The organism is Gracilimonas qinghaiensis, from assembly GCF_046602855.1.
Taxonomy (GTDB): Bacteria; Bacteroidota; Rhodothermia; order Balneolales; family Balneolaceae; genus Gracilimonas.
Map to the genome: position 1 here is coordinate 81910 of NZ_JBKINJ010000001.1, position 17689 is coordinate 99598.

The 17689-nt window shown below is 42.6% G+C and carries 15 protein-coding genes; 8 read left to right on the plus strand and 7 right to left on the minus strand.

Annotation, left to right across the window (positions count from 1 at the left end; all coding sequences use genetic code 11):
* Positions 1-21 precede the first annotated feature (21 nt).
* Complete coding sequence (locus tag ACKGJO_RS00390; protein ID WP_411321417.1) at positions 22-2010, minus strand: LVIVD repeat-containing protein; 1989 nt, start codon at positions 2008-2010, stop codon at positions 22-24.
* A gap of 218 nt (positions 2011-2228) precedes the next feature.
* On the opposite strand from ACKGJO_RS00390, the gene gcvP reads away from it, so the two are divergent.
* Positions 2229-5135 (plus strand): aminomethyl-transferring glycine dehydrogenase, encoded by a 2907-nt coding sequence (gene gcvP / locus ACKGJO_RS00395; RefSeq protein ID WP_411321418.1) that lies wholly within the window; start codon positions 2229-2231, stop codon positions 5133-5135.
* A 76-nt stretch (positions 5136-5211) separates the two neighbouring features.
* Here the strand turns inward: gcvP and ACKGJO_RS00400 are convergent, their stop codons facing one another.
* Complete coding sequence (locus ACKGJO_RS00400) at positions 5212-6255, minus strand: aldo/keto reductase (RefSeq protein ID WP_411321419.1); 1044 nt, start codon at positions 6253-6255, stop codon at positions 5212-5214.
* Between the two features lie 209 nt (positions 6256-6464).
* Here ACKGJO_RS00400 and ACKGJO_RS00405 point away from each other — a divergent pair, with 209 nt between their 5' ends.
* The gene (locus tag ACKGJO_RS00405) at positions 6465-6986 is read left to right on the plus strand and encodes a hypothetical protein (protein ID WP_411321420.1); all 522 of its coding nucleotides are present in this window, start codon (positions 6465-6467) and stop codon (positions 6984-6986) included.
* Between the two features lie 92 nt (positions 6987-7078).
* On the opposite strand, the gene ACKGJO_RS00410 is transcribed toward ACKGJO_RS00405, so the two are convergent.
* Positions 7079-7528 carry an OsmC family protein gene (locus ACKGJO_RS00410; RefSeq protein ID WP_411321421.1) on the minus strand — a complete coding sequence of 150 codons (450 nt, stop codon included), beginning with the start codon at positions 7526-7528 and terminating at the stop codon, positions 7079-7081.
* A gap of 136 nt (positions 7529-7664) precedes the next feature.
* Here ACKGJO_RS00410 and ACKGJO_RS00415 point away from each other — a divergent pair, with 136 nt between their 5' ends.
* The 4 genes from ACKGJO_RS00415 (at position 7665) to ACKGJO_RS00430 (ending at position 11199) form a co-directional block, all read left to right on the plus strand.
* On the plus strand, positions 7665-8105 hold the full coding sequence (locus ACKGJO_RS00415) for a hypothetical protein (protein WP_411321422.1): 441 nt from the start codon (positions 7665-7667) through the stop codon (positions 8103-8105).
* Positions 8106-8152: 47 nt separating this feature from the next.
* Positions 8153-9172 carry a hypothetical protein gene (locus ACKGJO_RS00420; protein WP_411321423.1) on the plus strand — a complete coding sequence of 340 codons (1020 nt, stop codon included), beginning with the start codon at positions 8153-8155 and terminating at the stop codon, positions 9170-9172.
* A gap of 189 nt (positions 9173-9361) precedes the next feature.
* A complete protein-coding gene (locus tag ACKGJO_RS00425) occupies positions 9362-10177 on the plus strand; it encodes a UDP-2,3-diacylglucosamine diphosphatase (protein ID WP_411321424.1) in 816 nt (271 codons plus the stop codon).
* A complete protein-coding gene (locus ACKGJO_RS00430; RefSeq protein ID WP_411321425.1) occupies positions 10174-11199 on the plus strand; it encodes a glycosyltransferase family protein in 1026 nt (341 codons plus the stop codon). The genes ACKGJO_RS00425 and ACKGJO_RS00430 overlap by 4 nt, the downstream gene beginning before the upstream one ends.
* Positions 11200-11413: 214 nt before the next feature.
* Here ACKGJO_RS00430 and ACKGJO_RS00435 read toward each other — a convergent pair whose 3' ends face one another.
* The 4 genes from ACKGJO_RS00435 to ACKGJO_RS00450 form a co-directional block, all read right to left on the minus strand.
* On the minus strand, positions 11414-11938 hold the full coding sequence (locus ACKGJO_RS00435; protein WP_411321426.1) for a DinB family protein: 525 nt from the start codon (positions 11936-11938) through the stop codon (positions 11414-11416).
* 120 nt (positions 11939-12058) lie between these two features.
* Positions 12059-14125: a M16 family metallopeptidase gene (locus ACKGJO_RS00440; RefSeq protein ID WP_411321427.1), complete on the minus strand. Its 2067-nt coding sequence runs from the start codon at positions 14123-14125 to the stop codon at positions 12059-12061.
* 31 nt (positions 14126-14156) lie between these two features.
* The gene (locus tag ACKGJO_RS00445) at positions 14157-15662 is read right to left on the minus strand and encodes a M16 family metallopeptidase (RefSeq protein WP_411321428.1); all 1506 of its coding nucleotides are present in this window, start codon (positions 15660-15662) and stop codon (positions 14157-14159) included.
* A 58-nt stretch (positions 15663-15720) separates the two neighbouring features.
* Positions 15721-16509 (minus strand): GntR family transcriptional regulator, encoded by a 789-nt coding sequence (locus ACKGJO_RS00450; RefSeq protein WP_411321429.1) that lies wholly within the window; start codon positions 16507-16509, stop codon positions 15721-15723.
* 171 nt (positions 16510-16680) lie between these two features.
* Between ACKGJO_RS00450 and ACKGJO_RS00455 the strand changes: the two genes are divergently transcribed.
* Positions 16681-17238 carry a YeeE/YedE family protein gene (locus ACKGJO_RS00455; protein WP_411321430.1) on the plus strand — a complete coding sequence of 186 codons (558 nt, stop codon included), beginning with the start codon at positions 16681-16683 and terminating at the stop codon, positions 17236-17238.
* A gap of 19 nt (positions 17239-17257) precedes the next feature.
* Positions 17258-17683 (plus strand): DUF6691 family protein, encoded by a 426-nt coding sequence (locus ACKGJO_RS00460; RefSeq protein WP_411321431.1) that lies wholly within the window; start codon positions 17258-17260, stop codon positions 17681-17683.
* The last annotated feature ends 6 nt before the right edge of the window (positions 17684-17689 follow it).

The following is a 17689-nucleotide window of genomic DNA, read 5'->3' on the forward strand; positions in this document are numbered from 1 at the left end:
TTCAAATATTCTTGATTTGATTTAGTTAGTGCCTTGTTGTGGTTTATCAACCAGTTTGATAGCCCATAAGCCGGAATTCCAATCAGACATAAAGATGTTTCCTTTGTAAGGCTGTGGTCCCCATGTAAACGGAGCATTTGGAACGATAGCATCAGGATGGGTTGGCTCAAATTTAGCGATCTCTCGGCCTTGATCGTACAGGTTACCCATCAGTTCTCCGGAAATATCCACAATGCGAAGTCCGCCATTGTAGTAGGCCACATAAAGTACATCACCGACAACCCAGAAGTTGTGAGTTCCAGCCTCAGGAACCTGATAACGGGCTACTTCGTCAGGATTACCCCATCCGTCGAATTTAATGAAGTGTATCCATCCGGCCGCAGCTACAGGATTGCTGCGGGATGGTAATCCATATGGGAATGACTCATCGCCGGCAATAACATAGAAATCACCTGTTGATTCACTTTTAAATGGGAAGGCAGCATGATTTCGACCACTTGGGTAGGTATAACTGCCAAGCATCACTGGGTTTTCAGGAGATCCGCCTGCGTCAGCCAGTTCACTGTTTCGGCTTCCGATATCAACAGCCACCACACCGTCTCTCCAGTTACTGGAGTAGGCAATTCCATCTTCGATCCAAACATCATGGATAGAATGTCCCGGAGTATCTAATTCGAATCGGCCAACAGTATATGGGTTGGCAGGATCTTCAATATTGATAATGTCATAACGGCGTCCATTATTAACAGCATACACATGATCTTCATAGATGAAAGCATTGTGAACTCCACCGGTAAGACCTTCGGTATATTCTGAGATCACGCTTACGTTTCGCGGATCGGATACATCCAAGATCACGATACCGTTTCTGCGGTTCGAGGCACCTTCTCGGGTAAGCACGCCAATAGTTCCGTCTTCAGAGATCTTAACATCATTTACGGTTCTGGCATCTACACGGACAGTGTCTACAGCTACCATGTTTGAAGGGTCGGTTACGTCCCAGAAATAAGTATCGCCATTTGCGCCCCAAGTGCCTGTGATGGCATAGTCACGTCCATCTACACCTTCCCAAACCCATAGATCGGAAGTGTGTACGTCAAGAACTTCAGCATGACCTATGAGTTCAACATCCTTGGCAACATTTCTTTCACGAACCCTGATGACTTGATCAGTAACAGCATCACCGGAACGTGCACTCAGAATAAAGGTGCCCGGTACGTTGGCTACAAATTTTCCTTTTTGATTGATCTGTCCTTCAGCACCCTGCCCTAAATTGTCATCAGGTTGTGCTACAAAAGAGTAAGTGATGGGTGCATCTACATTACGGCCGTTAGCAGCTTTTGCTGTGGCATTGAGTGTTATCACATCACCGGTTCTGATATTTGTCTCAGTATTGGCTATCTCTATAACCTCAGCTGGATTGTTTTTAACATTGAGGTTAAGAGTTGCAGATTTTCCTCCTGAGGAGGCTGTAATGCGAGCATTTCCAGGTTTAAGAGCCAATAACTTGCCATGGCTTACCATAGCAACAGATTCGCTACTGCTTTGGAAAGTGACATCCGGATTTTCTCTTATGAGATCCATTTCGTCGGTCACATCCACGTGAAGGTCGATCGTTGTTTTGGCATAAATATTGTCGGGTACATTCTTAAAAGACACTTCAGCGATCGGAGGATAGGGTACCTCGATCTCAAAGTTTCTGGTAACGCGATCCTCACGAGGACCGGATCTCATGGCAATAACCGAGTAGGTTCCGGGCTTATTGGCTTTTACATACCCTTCACGGGATACTTCCAGATCGGCTCCGTTTCTGGAAAAGAATAAAACAGTGTCAGGTAAAGTTTGGCCCTGAGCGTTTATCAGTTTTGCCTGTAACTGAAGTTCGTTGCCAACTTCTACGACAACAGGTTCAGGTTCAATTACAATTTTTAATGTATTTGCATCCTGTGCAAAAGTAGTGCCGGTACTCAAAAGCAAAACGGCGACTAAAAGTTTTAGTGCTTTTCCCATGATTTGATAAAATTAATTAGCGGAAATACTGATTTTGATTAGAGCTGTAATAAATCAAAAAAAAATGACAAACAGAATTATTGAATAGGTAAATGATGCCTTTTTGAACCCGTTTTTCCTTATTTTACAGAATCCGAATTTAAAGCTGTTTTTTGGAAATGTAAGACGGCAATTCAGTGTTTCATTTTTAAATATTTAACCACACGTTTTAAGCATAAATGAACATCAATTTCGATCGAGAAGTATTTGCTCACCGACACAACGGACCCAATCAGGAATCAACAAATAAAATGCTGGAGGTTATCCAAGCTGAATCGCTAGATGAGCTTATTGATGAGACCATCCCCGAAGGTATCCGCTTACAACAGCCTTTAGACCTGCCTGACTCACTGAGTGAAACTGATTTTCTGGCTGAGTTCAAAAAATTGGCAGACAAGAATAAGATCTACAAGTCTTTTATCGGGATGGGATATTATGATACTTATATGCCGAACGTGATAAAGCGTAATATTCTTGAAAATCCCGGTTGGTACACTGCTTATACTCCATATCAGGCTGAGATCGCGCAGGGCAGACTTGAGGCACTGATCAACTTCCAGACGGTTGTTACTGACCTTACAGGCATGGAGCTGGCAAATGCTTCTTTGCTGGATGAGGGTACTGCTGCAGCTGAAGCCATGAGTATGTTGTATGGACAGCGCAAAGGTAATAAACGCAAGGAAGCGGATGTCTTCTTTGTATCAGAACAATGTCATCCCCAAACGATAGAAGTACTTCAAACACGGGCAGAACCGATCGACGTGAAGATACTGGTTGGTGATCATAAAGAACTGGATGTGACCGATCCAAGCCTATTCGGCGTGTTATTGCAATACCCGGCCACAGATGGTTCGGTAGAGGATTACACAGATATTATTTCAGGAGCTCATGAAAATAACGTATTTGCTGTAGTAGCTGCAGATCTATTGAGCCTTACTTTATTAAAAGCCCCGGGTGAGATGGGAGCGGATGTAGTGGTTGGTTCATCACAGCGATTTGGTGTCCCGATGGGATATGGAGGTCCACATGCCGCTTACTTTGCAACCCTGGAAAAATTTCAGCGCAAGATACCCGGTCGTATTATCGGAGTTACCCAGGATGCTGAGGGTAAACCGGCTTACCGAATGGCACTCCAAACGCGTGAGCAACATATCCGACGTGAAAAAGCTACTTCCAATATTTGTACCGCTCAGGTACTGCTTGCTGTGATCGCGGGCATGTATGCCGTTTATCACGGGCCTGAAGGTTTGAAGAAAATTGCTTCAAAGGTCCATGGATTAACCAAACTTACTAAAAAAGGACTTGAAGCAATGGGTGTTGAGGTTGTAACTGAAACATTCTTTGATACCATCACCGTCAAAGCTGACTCATCTAAAATTCGGGAAATCGCAGAAGATCACGACGTGAATTTTCGATATGTAGATGAAAATACCATCGGCCTTTCTTTTGATGAAGCAAAACATCTCGAAGATGTTGAACTTGTTTTGAATATCTTTGCTGAGGCCCTGGGGAAGAAGAAGTCATTTGATGTATATGCCGAGGCTGAAAATGCCAAAGTTGATTACCCGGAAGCCTTACAACGTAATACAGATTTTATGGATCACCCGGTGTTCCACTTGTACCATTCCGAGCATGAAATGCTGCGGTACATGAAGCGATTGGAGAACAAAGACTTGTCTTTGGTTCACTCCATGATCTCTCTCGGTTCCTGCACTATGAAGTTGAACGCCACCGCAGAGATGATCCCTGTGACCTGGCCGGAATTTGGTCAGATCCACCCGTTTGCACCACGGAAACAAGCCGAAGGGTACACCCAACTGTTCGATGAACTTAGTGACTGGTTGTGTGAGATAACCGGATTTGCCGGAATGTCTCTTCAGCCAAACTCCGGAGCTCAGGGTGAGTACGCCGGGTTGATGACCATACGTGCTTATCATCACGCTAATGGCGATGATCACCGTGATGTGGCTCTGATACCATCGTCGGCTCATGGAACCAATCCGGCCAGTGCGGTTATGGCCGGTATGGATGTGGTAGTGGTGGATACGGATGATCATGGCAATATTTCCTACGATGACTTGAAGGCAAAAGCGGAAAAATACAGCGACCGGCTGGCAGCACTTATGATCACCTATCCTTCCACACATGGAGTGTTTGAGCATAAAGTGAAGGATTTCTGTGATATCATTCACCAGCATGGCGGACAGGTTTATATGGATGGTGCCAATATGAATGCACAGGTTGGTTTAACCAGTCCGGGTGAGATCGGCGCTGATGTCTGTCACCTGAACTTACACAAGACCTTTTGTATTCCACACGGTGGCGGTGGACCCGGTATGGGACCGATCGGTGTGGCCAAACATCTCGTGCCATTCCTGCCATCACACTCTGTAGTTGAAACCGGAGGTGAAAAAGGCGTCACAGCTATATCTGCAGCTCCGTGGGGCAGTGCCAGTATCCTGACGATCTCCTATGCCTACATCAGAATGATGGGGGGAGATGGACTGACCGATGCCACACGATTTGCGATCCTGAACGCGAACTATCTGAAGGATCGCCTCAAAGATCATTATGAGATCCTGTACACCGGCATGACCGGTCGTTCAGCCCATGAGTTTATTGTAGACCTCCGTCCATTCAAACAGTCGGCGGGTATTGAATCTGTGGATCTGGCCAAACGATTGATGGATTATGGTTTCCACGCACCAACCATGAGTTTTCCTGTACCGGGCACACTTATGATCGAACCAACTGAAAGTGAATCTGTTGAAGAACTGGATCGGTTCTGTGATGCAATGATCTCTATCCGAAAAGAAATTCAGGAGGTCGAGGATGGAATTGCAGATAAAGACGACAACGTGCTTAAGCATGCACCTCACACTCAGCGTGTAATGGTTTCAGATGAATGGACCCGTAGCTATCCCCGTGAAAAAGGAGCTTTCCCGCTTGAAGATCTGAAATATGATAAATTCTGGCCTTCAGTTTCCAGGGTGGACGATGCCTACGGTGATCGAAATCTCGTTTGTGCATGTATTCCAACTGAGGCATATCAGGAAGGAATTGAAGTAGTTGAAGAAGAGATGTAGACAAAAAAAGAGGGAGTTTGATACTCCCTCTTTAAATTTAGTTTTTGATAAGAAGTAACGAATCAGCAGATCTGATTTAATCTTCTGCTTCTTCGGCTTTTAGTCTACGATCGGTATCTTGAAAATTCTCCATCCAGAATGGATAGCGGTCGGGTGTAGCTGATATCTCATCCAGTTTTTCCAACTCTTCTTCTGTAAATGCAATATCTATGGAGCTAAGATTAGATTCAAGCTGTTCTATATTCTTGGCTCCAATAATAGTACTGGTGATACCCGATTGAACGCGGACCCACGCCAATGCTACTTCAGCCACCGTTGCACCATGACTGTCGGCGATGAATTCCATCACTTCAACAATGTCGTAAGCCTGTTCTTTGTCAATAGGTGGAAAATCAAATTCATCCCGGCGTGAGCCATCACCGGCCTTTTCATTATCCCGGGTATATTTCCCGGATAGGAATCCTCCGGCTAAGGGACTCCAAGGCATAAATCCTAATTCTTCGGATTCAGCCAGCGGTATCAGGGCGTCTTCAGCGTCACGGCCGGACAGAGAGTAAAAGTATTGCATCGCTTTAAATTCATGCCAGCCTTCTTGCCGGGCAATTCCCTGAGCTTTCATAACCATCCATGCAGGCCAGTTACATACTCCAATGTATCTCACTTTTCCGGAATTCACAACATCATTCAGGCTTCTCATGATCTCACGAACAGGAGTACCAGAGTCAACACCATGAACATATAAAATGTCAATATGATCGATCTGCAGGCGTTTCAGGCTTTTATTCACAGAATTAAAAATATGGAAGCGTGATAACCCTTCATTATTATGATCGTCTCCCATGGAACCGCGAGCTTTTGTAGCAATGACCAACTCATTCCGGTTCAAGTCCAGATTCTTTATACTATTTCCGAGTATGGTTTCAGACTGTCCAAAGGAATAGACATTTGCGGTATCGATAAAATTAATACCGGCATCAATCGATGTTTTGATGAGTTTGTCAGCTTCCTCTTGCTGTTGCTCCCCGATGGCTGTCCACATTCCTTCACCACCAAAAGTCATAGTGCCAAAGCATAGTTCAGAGACGACAAGTCCCGTATTACCTAAATAATTGTACTGCATGTAAGTCCCATTCTTATAGTTATTTATTCCTTTTTATTGAACATGATGCAGAGAAGTACAATTCCAGAAGCTATGGCTATAAACACTTCTTCACGATATGATCAATTATTAAATCGCTATTAAATGATTTTTGCGATATCCTTTCTTAACAAAAATTTTGAGGTAGCCTTATGAAGTTTTCAATTTTTACTGTGATTATGATTTTGCCTTTGATTGTATCAGCACAACAATTGCCTTCAGATATATTCTGGAATAATCTGAGTGAGCAATGTGGCAAGGCATTTATTGGGGAGGTTCTTGAGGCACCGGCTGATGATGATTTTCGAAATCAAGAGTTAGTAATGCATGTATTTTCTTGTGATGAAGAGATAATAAATATCCCGTTCTCTGTAGGAGAAGATCGCTCCAGGACTTGGATCTTGACCAAGATCGGAGATCGAATTCAGCTAAAACATGATCACCGAAATGAGGATGGGAGTGAAGATGAGGTGACCATGTACGGCGGAACATCAAGCAATACAGGATTATCCAATCTACAGACCTTCCCTGCTGATCAGGGTACAGCTGACCTTATTCCTGCAGCAGCCAGTAATATTTGGTGGATAGAAGTAGAGCCTGACGAGTACTTCACTTATAATCTCCGCAGAATTGGAACTGATCGCTATTTTAGCATTCGTTTTAGTTTTGATAATGAAACTGAAACACCCTTACCTGCCTGGGGATGGGAGTAGGGTTTAAAGAATATCGAATATTCAATATTGTTCAAGGAATAATGTAGTCTTGACAGGATAATTCGAAATTTGTATGAGGCCTATTTAAAATTCTATGGTCTTTCCTTGCTGAGAGTACTATCAATAGTGATGTCACCTAATAACGTCCGGTGAACAGGGCATTTCTTCGAGATCTCCAGTAGCTTATCTAATTGCTCCTGAGTAAAATCTCCCTTTATGATCAGCTCTTTTTCGATGTGGTCGATCTTGCTTTTTGGGTCATCACAGTCCCTGCAATCATCAGCGTGGCGTTGGTTATGGCGCAGTTCAAGGTACATATCATCCAGTTGCCAGCCTTTTCGCTCAGCATACATTTTAACCGTCATAAGAGTACAGGAGCCGAGTCCCATAAGTAAATAGTCATAAGGATCCGGACCGGCATCGGTTCCACCTTTTACGCTTTCCGGCTCATCGGCAATAAGCTCGTGCTTGCCCGCTGTTAAGGTGGTTTTGTAGGTTTCTTCTTTAGGCAGGTGGACATGGATTATTTTTTGTTCGCTCATAAGTAACTAAAAGTAATGATTTATGGTTGGTGAGTTAAAGACCGATGAACTATATTGATAAATGAAGTTTTTTTAAACAAAGAACTTAAGTGTATAAATATATTTACACATTTAATACTAATTAACTAAAGAGAAAATGAAAAAACTTATATTTACTTTTATGATTGTGGGTCTCTTGGGATCGTTGACATCAGTTAATGCTCAGATAAATGATGGTCATCAGTTCCTTAAAAAGCACATCAATTCAGTAGTGGAAGAAGTAGAAGAAGTTAAATCTCCTGATAAAAAGCGAGAGATATTGGATGAATCACTTGGTAATATCATAAAAGCCATTGAGAGGGTGAGTGAAAAGAAATCTGTGTCAGTATCAGAAAAAGAAAATCTGGCTGAATTCAAAGATCAACTGATTGAAAGAAGAGATGAGTTAAATGGAGAAAATGGTTATGGCACCATTCCCAACAGTCAGTTGAATAACTTTGCAAACTTTATACAGCAAGATATAGAACAGGCCGACAGACTGGTAACGTTAAGTCTGACAACGGTCTTGTTGATCGTACTTATATTATTGTTGATCTGATAAGAATAACTTAAAAACTCAAGCGTGGGATTACTCACGCTTTTTTTATGTTGAAACATTTACTTGTCTTACTATTTCTTCCAATTATTTTTGTGACCGGGTGTTCTGTTTCTCAAAAGGCGCTTGAGGAAAATTCCATACTCCCAAATTACTCGCTTTTGTATATCATTCATGGTGATGCCAACTATACCTATCACATGGATTCAATGCGGCTAAATGCTGATAAAGAAGCTCTTGAAGAGGCGATAAAAGTCGCTGAAAAATCTTTAAATGGTGAAGTTTTTATTTTTCATCAAAAAGAAGAAAAGAGGAGATTCTTTTTCTTTCCTAAAAAAGATCGAGTGTTATACCATTATAAGGGCGGAAAGCTGATTGGGAAAGAGAGGTACTCACCCTATGGAGGTGGATTGGTAAAAGAGGCAGAGCTTTTTGAAGAGAAAAGCACCGAAGGTGTGAAAAAAAAGTTCATGTTTTATTATGGTCATGAAATACCTTCTGACCCTTCCTTAGTCTATCATCAATCGTTCCCGGATCACATATTTAACACAGAGGTATTTACAAGTGATATTTCTTTATTCGGAAAGTCGTTTGATTTATTGGTGTTGTCGACCTGTAATAATGGAAATCCCCTTATGGCCAATAAATTATTGGGTAAAACCAGTTTTATGATAGCTTCGCCTCGGAATCTTCATTTATCTTACATAAGATCTGATAAAGTGAATTTGATTGAAGAAGACCCTGAAATTTCAACTGAGGCCATTGCAGATTCTATTGCAAAGAGTTCTTTTAACCGGCTTTCAGGGCGGTTGCAAACCATGGTGACAATTGGGGTTTACAACCTGGAAAAAATAGGCTCCTATATTTCAGACCATTCAAATAGATATGAAGGTCACCTAAAAGACATAGAGCAAAAAACTCTCTTCAGAGATAATGTGGATTGCAATATACTTGATGTATTCACAGAGGACAGGCTCAGTGAACAAGGGGCGTATTTGTATTATAGATCACCTGCTTTTGGAAGAGAGTCAGGCAAAAAATCTCATTCCGTTTGGGGCTGTAAAAATTAATTTTGAACGGAGCTTTAACTTAAGAGAGATGAATACAGTATAGAAATTATTTATGATAGGACGATCTCTCTATTTAAAAAGTGTCATTAATAATTCTCTAACACTATGGTAACCAATATTTAATGCTGCCGATAATCCGGGTTAACATAGCTGTACGATATTTGCTGTAAATCATCTATTAAAAAAGCTATGAAACGCCCTCTCGATACCGTCGTTCTTTCTGATATCCATCTCGGCACCGTCGGTTGCCACGCTGTCGAACTCGTACAATATCTAAATTCCATTGATCCAAAGAGAGTCGTTTTAAATGGAGATTTTATCGACATGTGGAATTTCAGGAAGTACTACTGGCCTGATGCCCATATGCATGTGATCAGAACCCTCATCACTATGATGACAAACGGAGTGGACATCTACTATCTGACGGGCAACCATGATGAAACCCTCCGTAAGATCTCTAGTTTACAACTGGGTCCTCTATTTATCAGGGATAAACTGGTTCTGGATATGAATGGCGAGAGTGTTTGGATCTTCCATGGTGATATATTTGATATCACCATGAAACACAGCAAGTGGGTGGCCAAATTGGGTGGTAAGGGGTATGAATTACTTATTTTGCTTAATCGGTGGATGAATAACCTGTCAGAAAAGCTTGGTTATGGAAAATTTTCTCTTTCCAAAAAGATCAAAGACAGTGTTAAGCAAGCTGTAAATTTTATCGATGATTTTGAAGTGACAGCTATGGAGTTGGCCATAGAAGAAGGTTATGATTATGTGGTGTGTGGACATATTCATCAGCCCAAGATTCGCGGATACGAAAATGAGAAAGGCTCGGTGATCTATCTCAATTCCGGAGATTGGGTCGAAAATCTGACCTGTTTGGAATTTGATGGAGCAGAATGGAACCTTTACCGGTACAGTGAGGATAAGTTTCTGCAGCAAAACCCGAGAATGAACCTGCTTATGAAAAGCCATACGTTCGATCATAAGGTTATGATCGGATGAAAATATTATACGGCGTTCAGGGTACCGGACATGGTCATATCAGTCGTGCCAGGGTGGTATTGCCAAAACTTCGGGAATACGCAGAAGTGGATGTGCTGATCAGTGGCTATAATTTCAAAATGTCCATTGATGGCCCGGTTGATTTCAAAGCACGGGGATTAAGTCTGGCATATGATAACAGAGGGAGTATTGATCTTTTTGAAACAGTATTAGGCTTGAACTTTGTCAGGTTCGTTCGCGATATTCAAAAAGTATCGATCCAGAATTATGATTTTATAGTAAATGATTTTGAACCTGTCACAGCCTGGGCAGCGAAAAGAGCAGGAATGCCTTGCGTAGCTATCAGTCATCAGGCTTCGTTCTTATCAGATAGGGTGCCACGACCGGAAAAGCGATCACCGTTTGCAGAAAACCTGATGAGACATTTTGCTCCAAGTACTTCTTCAGTTGGGTCTCACTATCTCAGGTATGATGACTTCATCGAGCCACCCATCATTAGAAGGCATATCCGTGAACTGAGTCCTGCTCGGGAGGATCATGTTACCGTTTATCTGCCGGCATTTGACCATGAGACGCTTGTTTCCATATTCAGGCAAATCAAAAAGGTCAGGTGGCATATCTTTTCACCAAATTGTGACGCTGCCTATCAAAAAGGAAATGTTGAAGTCAATCCGGTTGGCAAAGAAACTTTCCTTGAAAGTATTGAAAGTTGCTTGGGTATTGTTTCGGCAACGGGATTTGAAACCAGTTCTGAAGCGATGTATCTGGGCAAAAAGTTTCTCACTATCCCCATAAAAAATCAGTATGAACAATTGTGCAATGCGGCTGCTTTGAAAAAACTGGGAGGGAAGGTCGTCTATCAGATCGATCAACATTTTGCACAAGAGTTATCAGCATGGATCGATGAAGGCAAAGAATTAAGCTTACCTGAAATTTCTGATGAAGAAGAACTGGTGCAGAAAATTATAAAAGCGGGGGTGGGGCAGGGTAAGGAGCTTCAGGAAGCGGAATTGGTTTCGTAGCCCCACTCACATCCCTCTGGTTTTGAGCTGAAGCTCTAAACCGGTCTCCCTTCCAAGAGAGAATTTTCTTAATTCAGTTCTGAAGGTTGCTAAAACCACGAAACTCTGTTCACTTATAAAGAATCTCCAAAGAGAAATTCCCTCTTTGAAGAGGGACAGAAAATGATCTTCCGATCATTTACAGGGTGATGTCAGTTGATAAATGAAAGGGAGATCACAAATACTTTTCTTTGATCATTTCAACATGGTGCAGTTCATGCCCGGCAATGATGAAGGGAAAAGAGCGAACCGTAAATTCTACACCATTGGCCATGCCTTTCAGGCCTATCATTTCTTTGGTCATGTTTTGAAATAAATGAATGGATGCGATACGAACGGCTAAATATTCATTAGCCAGGTTGCTGATTGTGCGGCTGTTGTAGTTAGAGTATTTCACATAATTATCCTGATCCATTGGTGGCTGAGGGTTGGGATCGCGTCTCGAAAATGCCTGTGCCCTGTAACTGAACATGCGCTCGGTTTCAATAAGATGACCGATGATCTGCTTAATCGTCCACTTGCCTTCAGCATAGGAATGAAAAGCCTTGTCGCCGGGTATGGCATTGATGAAGGTGTAGAACTCATGCATTTGTGCTTTCAATGTCTCTACGATATTTGTTTTAGGGACATGGGCCACATAATCGGCATAGTAGTGAGCATATTCTGAACCGGACGGATATTCTTTATCCCAAACTGACATAATGTTAACCTCTGTAATTGATTTACTTGAATATAGAGGACAGATAGATAAAATTGAATAAAAAAATCCCGCACCTCAATAAAGAGATGCGGGATCGTAAATTATAAACCGGAAGTTTTCTTAGTTATTTACTTCAAGGCTGTCAGTTTTACTTGAGCTTGCTTTTTCATCATTAGCATAAGATGTTGTTACGAATGCATAGGTCACGCCATCAACGGTATTCCAGTCAGAGTATTCAGTTCTAACCGTTTGATTTTCTCCGGATTGTGGATTGAATTGTGAGAACGTACTCATCATAGGCAGTGAGGTTGCAGAATCGAGATAGTATGTGACAGGAGACTCAAAATTGATCTTCAGTTTCACATACTCGGTATCACCAATGGTCTCAGTACCCATGTATTCAGCATCCAGAGTACTTCTGTCGAGAGCAATACTCATGTAGCTTCGTTTGATCTCATTTTGGACCTGTTGAACCTGAGCCGGAGGCATTGGGAATTCCTGAGAACCAAGCTTCTGACTGCCTTTTCCGTCAGCAACGTTGATCTCAATTTGACCTTGAGGTGTACTGAGAACCGCGTTCTGAGAATTCTCAAGAAAGTTGATGGTCACTGTTCCGGATACAGCGATCTCACCCATCGGAGAGTTGATGGTTTGCTCACCAACGGTGGTGATCGATTCAACTTCAGTTCCGGGTTCAACAATGGCTTCAGCCATATTCTTCAACCACTCTTGGCCCTGAGCAGAATCACCTGCTTCCTGAGGTTCATCTGATGCCGGTTGTGGAATGGTGATGTCAAGTTCATTTACATTACCATACTTTTCAAGCTGATCACCGATCTCAGCTTTATTGCCAACTACGAGGATCTGAACCTGATCCGGATTCATGTACTCCTGGGCCACACGCTGCACGTCTTCAATAGTGGTGGCACGAATGCCTTTTACAAGTTCATCAAAGGCGTCCTCCGAGAGTCCATTATATTCATTACTGATCCGTTCGTTCAGGATCTGAGATTTGCTGTCATATCGGAAAACAAGTGAATTCAGAAACCGATCTTTGGTATCCTGTAATTCCTTAGCTGAAATGGGTTCATCCTGAAGTTTTTTAACCTCAGCCAGGATAGCGTCGATAGCTTCAGCTGTAGTGGCACTGCTGGTCATGGTCGTCAGCCTGAAAGTACCGGGATAATTAATGTTGGATCCGTAGCTTCCGCCTACTGAATAAGCGAGTCCCAGATTGGTGCGAACTTCCTGAAAGAGTCGGCTGGAAAAGCCACCGCCAAGAATCTGATTCATTACTTGGATAGCAGGATAATCCGGATTTTCTCGCAATCCACCAATGTGCCCCATGGTTACGTAACTCTGATTTACGTCCGGTTTGTCCACAAGATTAATAGTGGAAGGATAATCGTATTCGATATCAGGGTAGATCAGGTTGGTTGGGCTGCCGGTTGGCAAGCTGCCAAAAGCCTCGCGCAGCTTTTGTTTCATGTCTTCTGTATCAAAATCACCGACAATACCAACGGTCATATTGGACCCTACAAAGTGGTTTTTGTGGAATTCGATCATGTCTTCTCGGGTGATGTTATCAACCGTCTCGTATTCGGTCTGGCGGGTATAAACAGAATTCTCTCCGTAGATCAGCTCTTGAAATTCACGCCCGGCGATCTGTTGTTGCTCATCATTTCGCCTGGAAATACCGCTCTTGGTCTGTGTTTTTGCCAGATCGATCTTGTCCTGAGGGAATGCCGGATTCAGCAACAGATCCACGAAAGCAGGAAGAAGCGTTTCGAAGTCCTCTTTTAATACATTCATGGTGCCTCCACCGGAACCAAAGCCAATAAAGGTGGACATAAAGGCTGCATTATCTTCTAGTAAGGTATTCAGTTGATCAGCCGGGTAGTTCTCGGACCCCCCTTCCCGCATCACCTGTCCGGTCATGCCTGCCAAACCTGTTTTACTTGCAGGAACCAGAAGTCCCCCGGTCTTTACCGTTACCCGCACATTGATAAGGGGCAATTCCTTGTCTTCAACCAGATAGAATTTAATGCCGTTATCAAGGTTGAATTCCTCAATTTCGGGCATGTTTATTGGATTCAACTCCGGATATTCGATCTCGTCATACCTTTTCTGTGCCATCAAAGGCAACGCGAAAAGTGCGATGAATAAAAATATGGTTAATCGTTTCATAATTGGATCAATTTGATTTAAAACTCTGGGGTTAGGATTCAGCTCGTACAGTTGCGCCAACGGTGCGATTGTCTTTGGTCAGGTACTCTTGTGCTACCCGTTGCAAGTCTTCGAGAGTTACCTCGTTGATCCTGTCAAGGCGTAGAAATACCTCTCTCCAATCACCTTTATTTGCATAGGTACTGGCAAAGTTACTGGCCAATCCTGTGTTGTTATTCAATCCACGGATAATACCGGCACGTATGTTGGTCCTGGCACGATCCAATTCTTCCTGAGTGAGAATCCCCTCTTTTACAGACTCGATCTCTGTATATATTGATTGTTCAAGTGTATCCAATTCCACATTCATGTTTGGAACCGCCAGGGTTAAGAACATGGAAGAGTACTTACTTCCCGGAAAACCGTTAAAGGCTCCAACCTGAAGGGCTAGCTGATCTTCGTCTACGAGTTTCTTGTAAAGAAGTGATGTTCGCCCACTGGAAATGATATTACCTAAGAGATTCAAAGCTTCAAAATCTTCATGCGATTCCGAAACACCGTGGTAACCAATTAACATGATCGGCTGGGAGTTTCCTTCAATGGTAAAACGTCTCTCACCGCGTTGGGTCGGCTCTTTGGTCGTTACGATAGGAGCAGGTTTGCTTTTACGAAGGTCACCAAAATACATTTCCGCAAATTCTTTCATTTTATCCGGTTCCACATCACCCGCAATTGCAATGGTAATATTGCTGGGCACATAATATTTATCGTAGAAATCCTTGGCGTCTGCAATGGTGGTGGCAGTGATATCAGAGTTCCAACCCACTACAGGCCTGCCGTATGGGTGAGCGGTGTAGGCCACGGCAAGAAATTCCTCGACCAATCGACCTATAGGACTCGATTCGGTTCTCATATTACGCTCTTCACGCACTACCTCCTTTTCAACGTAAAATTCGCGGAAAGTTGGGTTCTTGAAGCGATCGGCTTCCAGGTTGAACCAAAGTTCGGCGCGGTTGGATGGCAAACTGTAAAAGTAGTTGGTGAAATCAGCTCCGGTGGAGGCATTTAATCCTGTTCCGCCATTCTGCTGTATGATCTGGGAGAACTCGTTGTTCACAACATACTGCTTCGACTCTTCCTGATATTTCTGGAAATTAGACCAATATTGATCCATAAGTGAACTGTCAGGATTGGTCTTATAGCTTTCGCGAAGCCAGTTTTGATAAGCCTCATCCATTTTGTTGATGGCAACCTTTTCTTTTTCCCAATCGGTGGTGCCGATGTAGTGGGTGCCTTTGAAAGCCATGTGCTCAAAAATGTGAGCTATACCGGTGTTGCCAACGGGTTCGTTTGCCCCACCTACATTGATATGTGTGTAAAAGCTTGCCACGGGTGCATCATGCCTTTCAATAATGATGAAGTGCAAGCCGTTGTCGAGCGTAAACTCAGTTACTTTTTCTTCAAATTCCTCCAGATACTGAGCCTGAATCCCCGAAAAGGAAAATAGTAAAGCAAGCATCAGCAAAGATATTGCTGTCTTCTTGGTGTTGTTTTTCATTTGTACAGAAGTTTATGAATAGTAATAAATTGTAAAGGAGAAAATGCTTGGATAACAATTATTTTGCAAACTTTGGTGAAAATTCTTTTAACGGAAGTCCGGCCTTAGAGGAGGTTTCGTTTTCCTCATCTGTACGTGATAATTCCATCACGTAAGAGACATGCATTGTATTGTAGTATCTTTTTTGGAAGTATACTTTTTTATTACCGGTAGTTCGTGAGCAGCGATCGATCTCAAGCAGCGCATCATTCTTTTTTACTTGTAAATGACTAGCCATATACTCATCCGCATTAGTCGCGGTGATCTTATAGCTGCCTGCCTGTATAGGGATCTCATATTTCTCTTCAATAATGTTATAGATGGTTTGAGTGGTCAGGTCCTCATCAAATAAAAGCTGACCATACCCGGGAGGAAGCCATGTGATATCAAAAGCAATTGGATTACCACTGCCGAGTCGGACCCGATCTACACGGATAAGTTTCATGTCCGGGCGAATATCCAGGATTTCATTAATCTCTTTGATAGGATTTACTTTTTTGAGATCAATAAGCCGGGAACTGCTCTCAAGGCCGGCTTGTCTCATATCTTCAGCAAAATCCGTTAACCGTACAAGATTGCTTTTCATATTTTTATCACTGACAAATGCACCCACTCCTTGTTTACGATAGATTAGTCCATCGTTTTCCAGATTTTGTAAGGCATGGCGCACGGTTACCCGGCTCACCCTGAAATAATCACACAACCTCTTTTCAGAAGGTAACTTCTCTCCGGACTCATAATTTCCTTCTGTGATCTCTTTTTTTAGGTGCTGTTTGACTCGCTCATGTTTAGAAGCTTGTTGTTCCATGTTATTAAGTTCTCAAAATGTTCATATAGAGTCTTTAAGTTCACCCCAAAGCTCACTATAAAATAGGGAACCAATGTACTTGTTATAACATGTTGTTACAAATACAAAAACCGTGGTATTATTGGTTCAAAGAGTAAAACAAATGATCAAAATTAAACAAACTACAATCTGATGGATATATTAACACAACCCATGCCCTGGTACATTGCCGGCCCGATTATCGGGTTAACCGTTCCGCTTCTTCTCATTCTGGGAGGAAAAATGTTCGGTGTTTCGGCAAACCTGCGACATGCTTGCGCCGCTTGCAACTTTGGTAACGTAGAATTTTTTAATTATGACTGGAAAGAAGCCGGATGGTGGAATATTACCTTTTTGGTAGGATCTGTTTTAGGTGGCTTTCTTGGTGGATACGTATTTGAAAATCCGGAACCGATAGACCTGGCTGTTTCAACTATTACAGATCTTCAGGCTTTAGGAATCAACGACTTTAGCGGACTGGTACCTGCCGATCTGATTTCGTGGGAGGCACTGGGTACACCTACAGGTCTTATAGTTTTGGTGCTTGGTGGTTTTCTGGTAGGATTTGGAGCTCGGTATGCAGGGGGGTGCACATCCGGACATGCTATTTCAGGGTTATCTGACCTACAACTTGCCTCACTGATGGCCGTGATCGGCTTCTTTATCGGTGGCTTATTAATGACCTACCTAATTTATCCAATAATACTTTAAAAATATTAAGAGCAGAACAATGAAAATTTTAGAATATCTCAAATACTTATTGATAGGAACAGCTTTTGGATTCATTCTGGTGAAGTCTGAAGTGGTTTCCTGGTTCAGAATTCAGGAAATGTTTCGGTTTGATTCCATTCACATGTATGGAATTATTGGTCTGGCAGTTGTGGTGGGTATCATCTCAGTTCAGATCATTAAGAAAAACAACATTAAGGATACCAAAGGTAATCCCATCACTATTCCTCCAAAAGATGCTTCCCAATGGAAGCGATATATTATCGGCGGTAGTATGTTTGGTTTAGGCTGGGCATTACTAGGTGCCTGCCCGGGTCCAATGTTTGCATTACTCGGTAGCGGAATTACCGTAATGGTTATTCCAATTTTATCAGCAATAGTGGGGACCTACGTCTATGGTATGCTTCGAGATTCTTTACCTCATTAATGACAA

Excerpts from the sequence above, each read along its gene's own strand:
- ACKGJO_RS00415 (WP_411321422.1), top strand. The coding sequence starts at position 7,665 with ATGAAAAAACTTATATTTACTTTTATGATTGTGGGTCTCTTGGGATCG.
- ACKGJO_RS00425 (WP_411321424.1), top strand. The coding sequence starts at position 9,362 with ATGAAACGCCCTCTCGATACCGTCGTTCTTTCTGATATCCATCTCGGC.
- ACKGJO_RS00445 (WP_411321428.1), bottom strand. The coding sequence starts at position 15,662 with ATGAAAAACAACACCAAGAAGACAGCAATATCTTTGCTGATGCTTGCT.
- ACKGJO_RS00420 (WP_411321423.1), top strand. The coding sequence starts at position 8,153 with ATGTTGAAACATTTACTTGTCTTACTATTTCTTCCAATTATTTTTGTG.
- ACKGJO_RS00450 (WP_411321429.1), bottom strand. The coding sequence starts at position 16,509 with ATGGAACAACAAGCTTCTAAACATGAGCGAGTCAAACAGCACCTAAAA.
- ACKGJO_RS00410 (WP_411321421.1), bottom strand. The coding sequence starts at position 7,528 with ATGAGCGAACAAAAAATAATCCATGTCCACCTGCCTAAAGAAGAAACC.
- ACKGJO_RS00430 (WP_411321425.1), top strand. The coding sequence starts at position 10,174 with ATGAAAATATTATACGGCGTTCAGGGTACCGGACATGGTCATATCAGT.
- ACKGJO_RS00460 (WP_411321431.1), top strand. The coding sequence starts at position 17,258 with ATGAAAATTTTAGAATATCTCAAATACTTATTGATAGGAACAGCTTTT.
- ACKGJO_RS00400 (WP_411321419.1), bottom strand. The coding sequence starts at position 6,255 with ATGCAGTACAATTATTTAGGTAATACGGGACTTGTCGTCTCTGAACTA.
- ACKGJO_RS00435 (WP_411321426.1), bottom strand. The coding sequence starts at position 11,938 with ATGTCAGTTTGGGATAAAGAATATCCGTCCGGTTCAGAATATGCTCAC.
- ACKGJO_RS00455 (WP_411321430.1), top strand. The coding sequence starts at position 16,681 with ATGGATATATTAACACAACCCATGCCCTGGTACATTGCCGGCCCGATT.
- ACKGJO_RS00390 (WP_411321417.1), bottom strand. The coding sequence starts at position 2,010 with ATGGGAAAAGCACTAAAACTTTTAGTCGCCGTTTTGCTTTTGAGTACC.
- ACKGJO_RS00440 (WP_411321427.1), bottom strand. The coding sequence starts at position 14,125 with ATGAAACGATTAACCATATTTTTATTCATCGCACTTTTCGCGTTGCCT.
- gcvP (WP_411321418.1), top strand. The coding sequence starts at position 2,229 with ATGAACATCAATTTCGATCGAGAAGTATTTGCTCACCGACACAACGGA.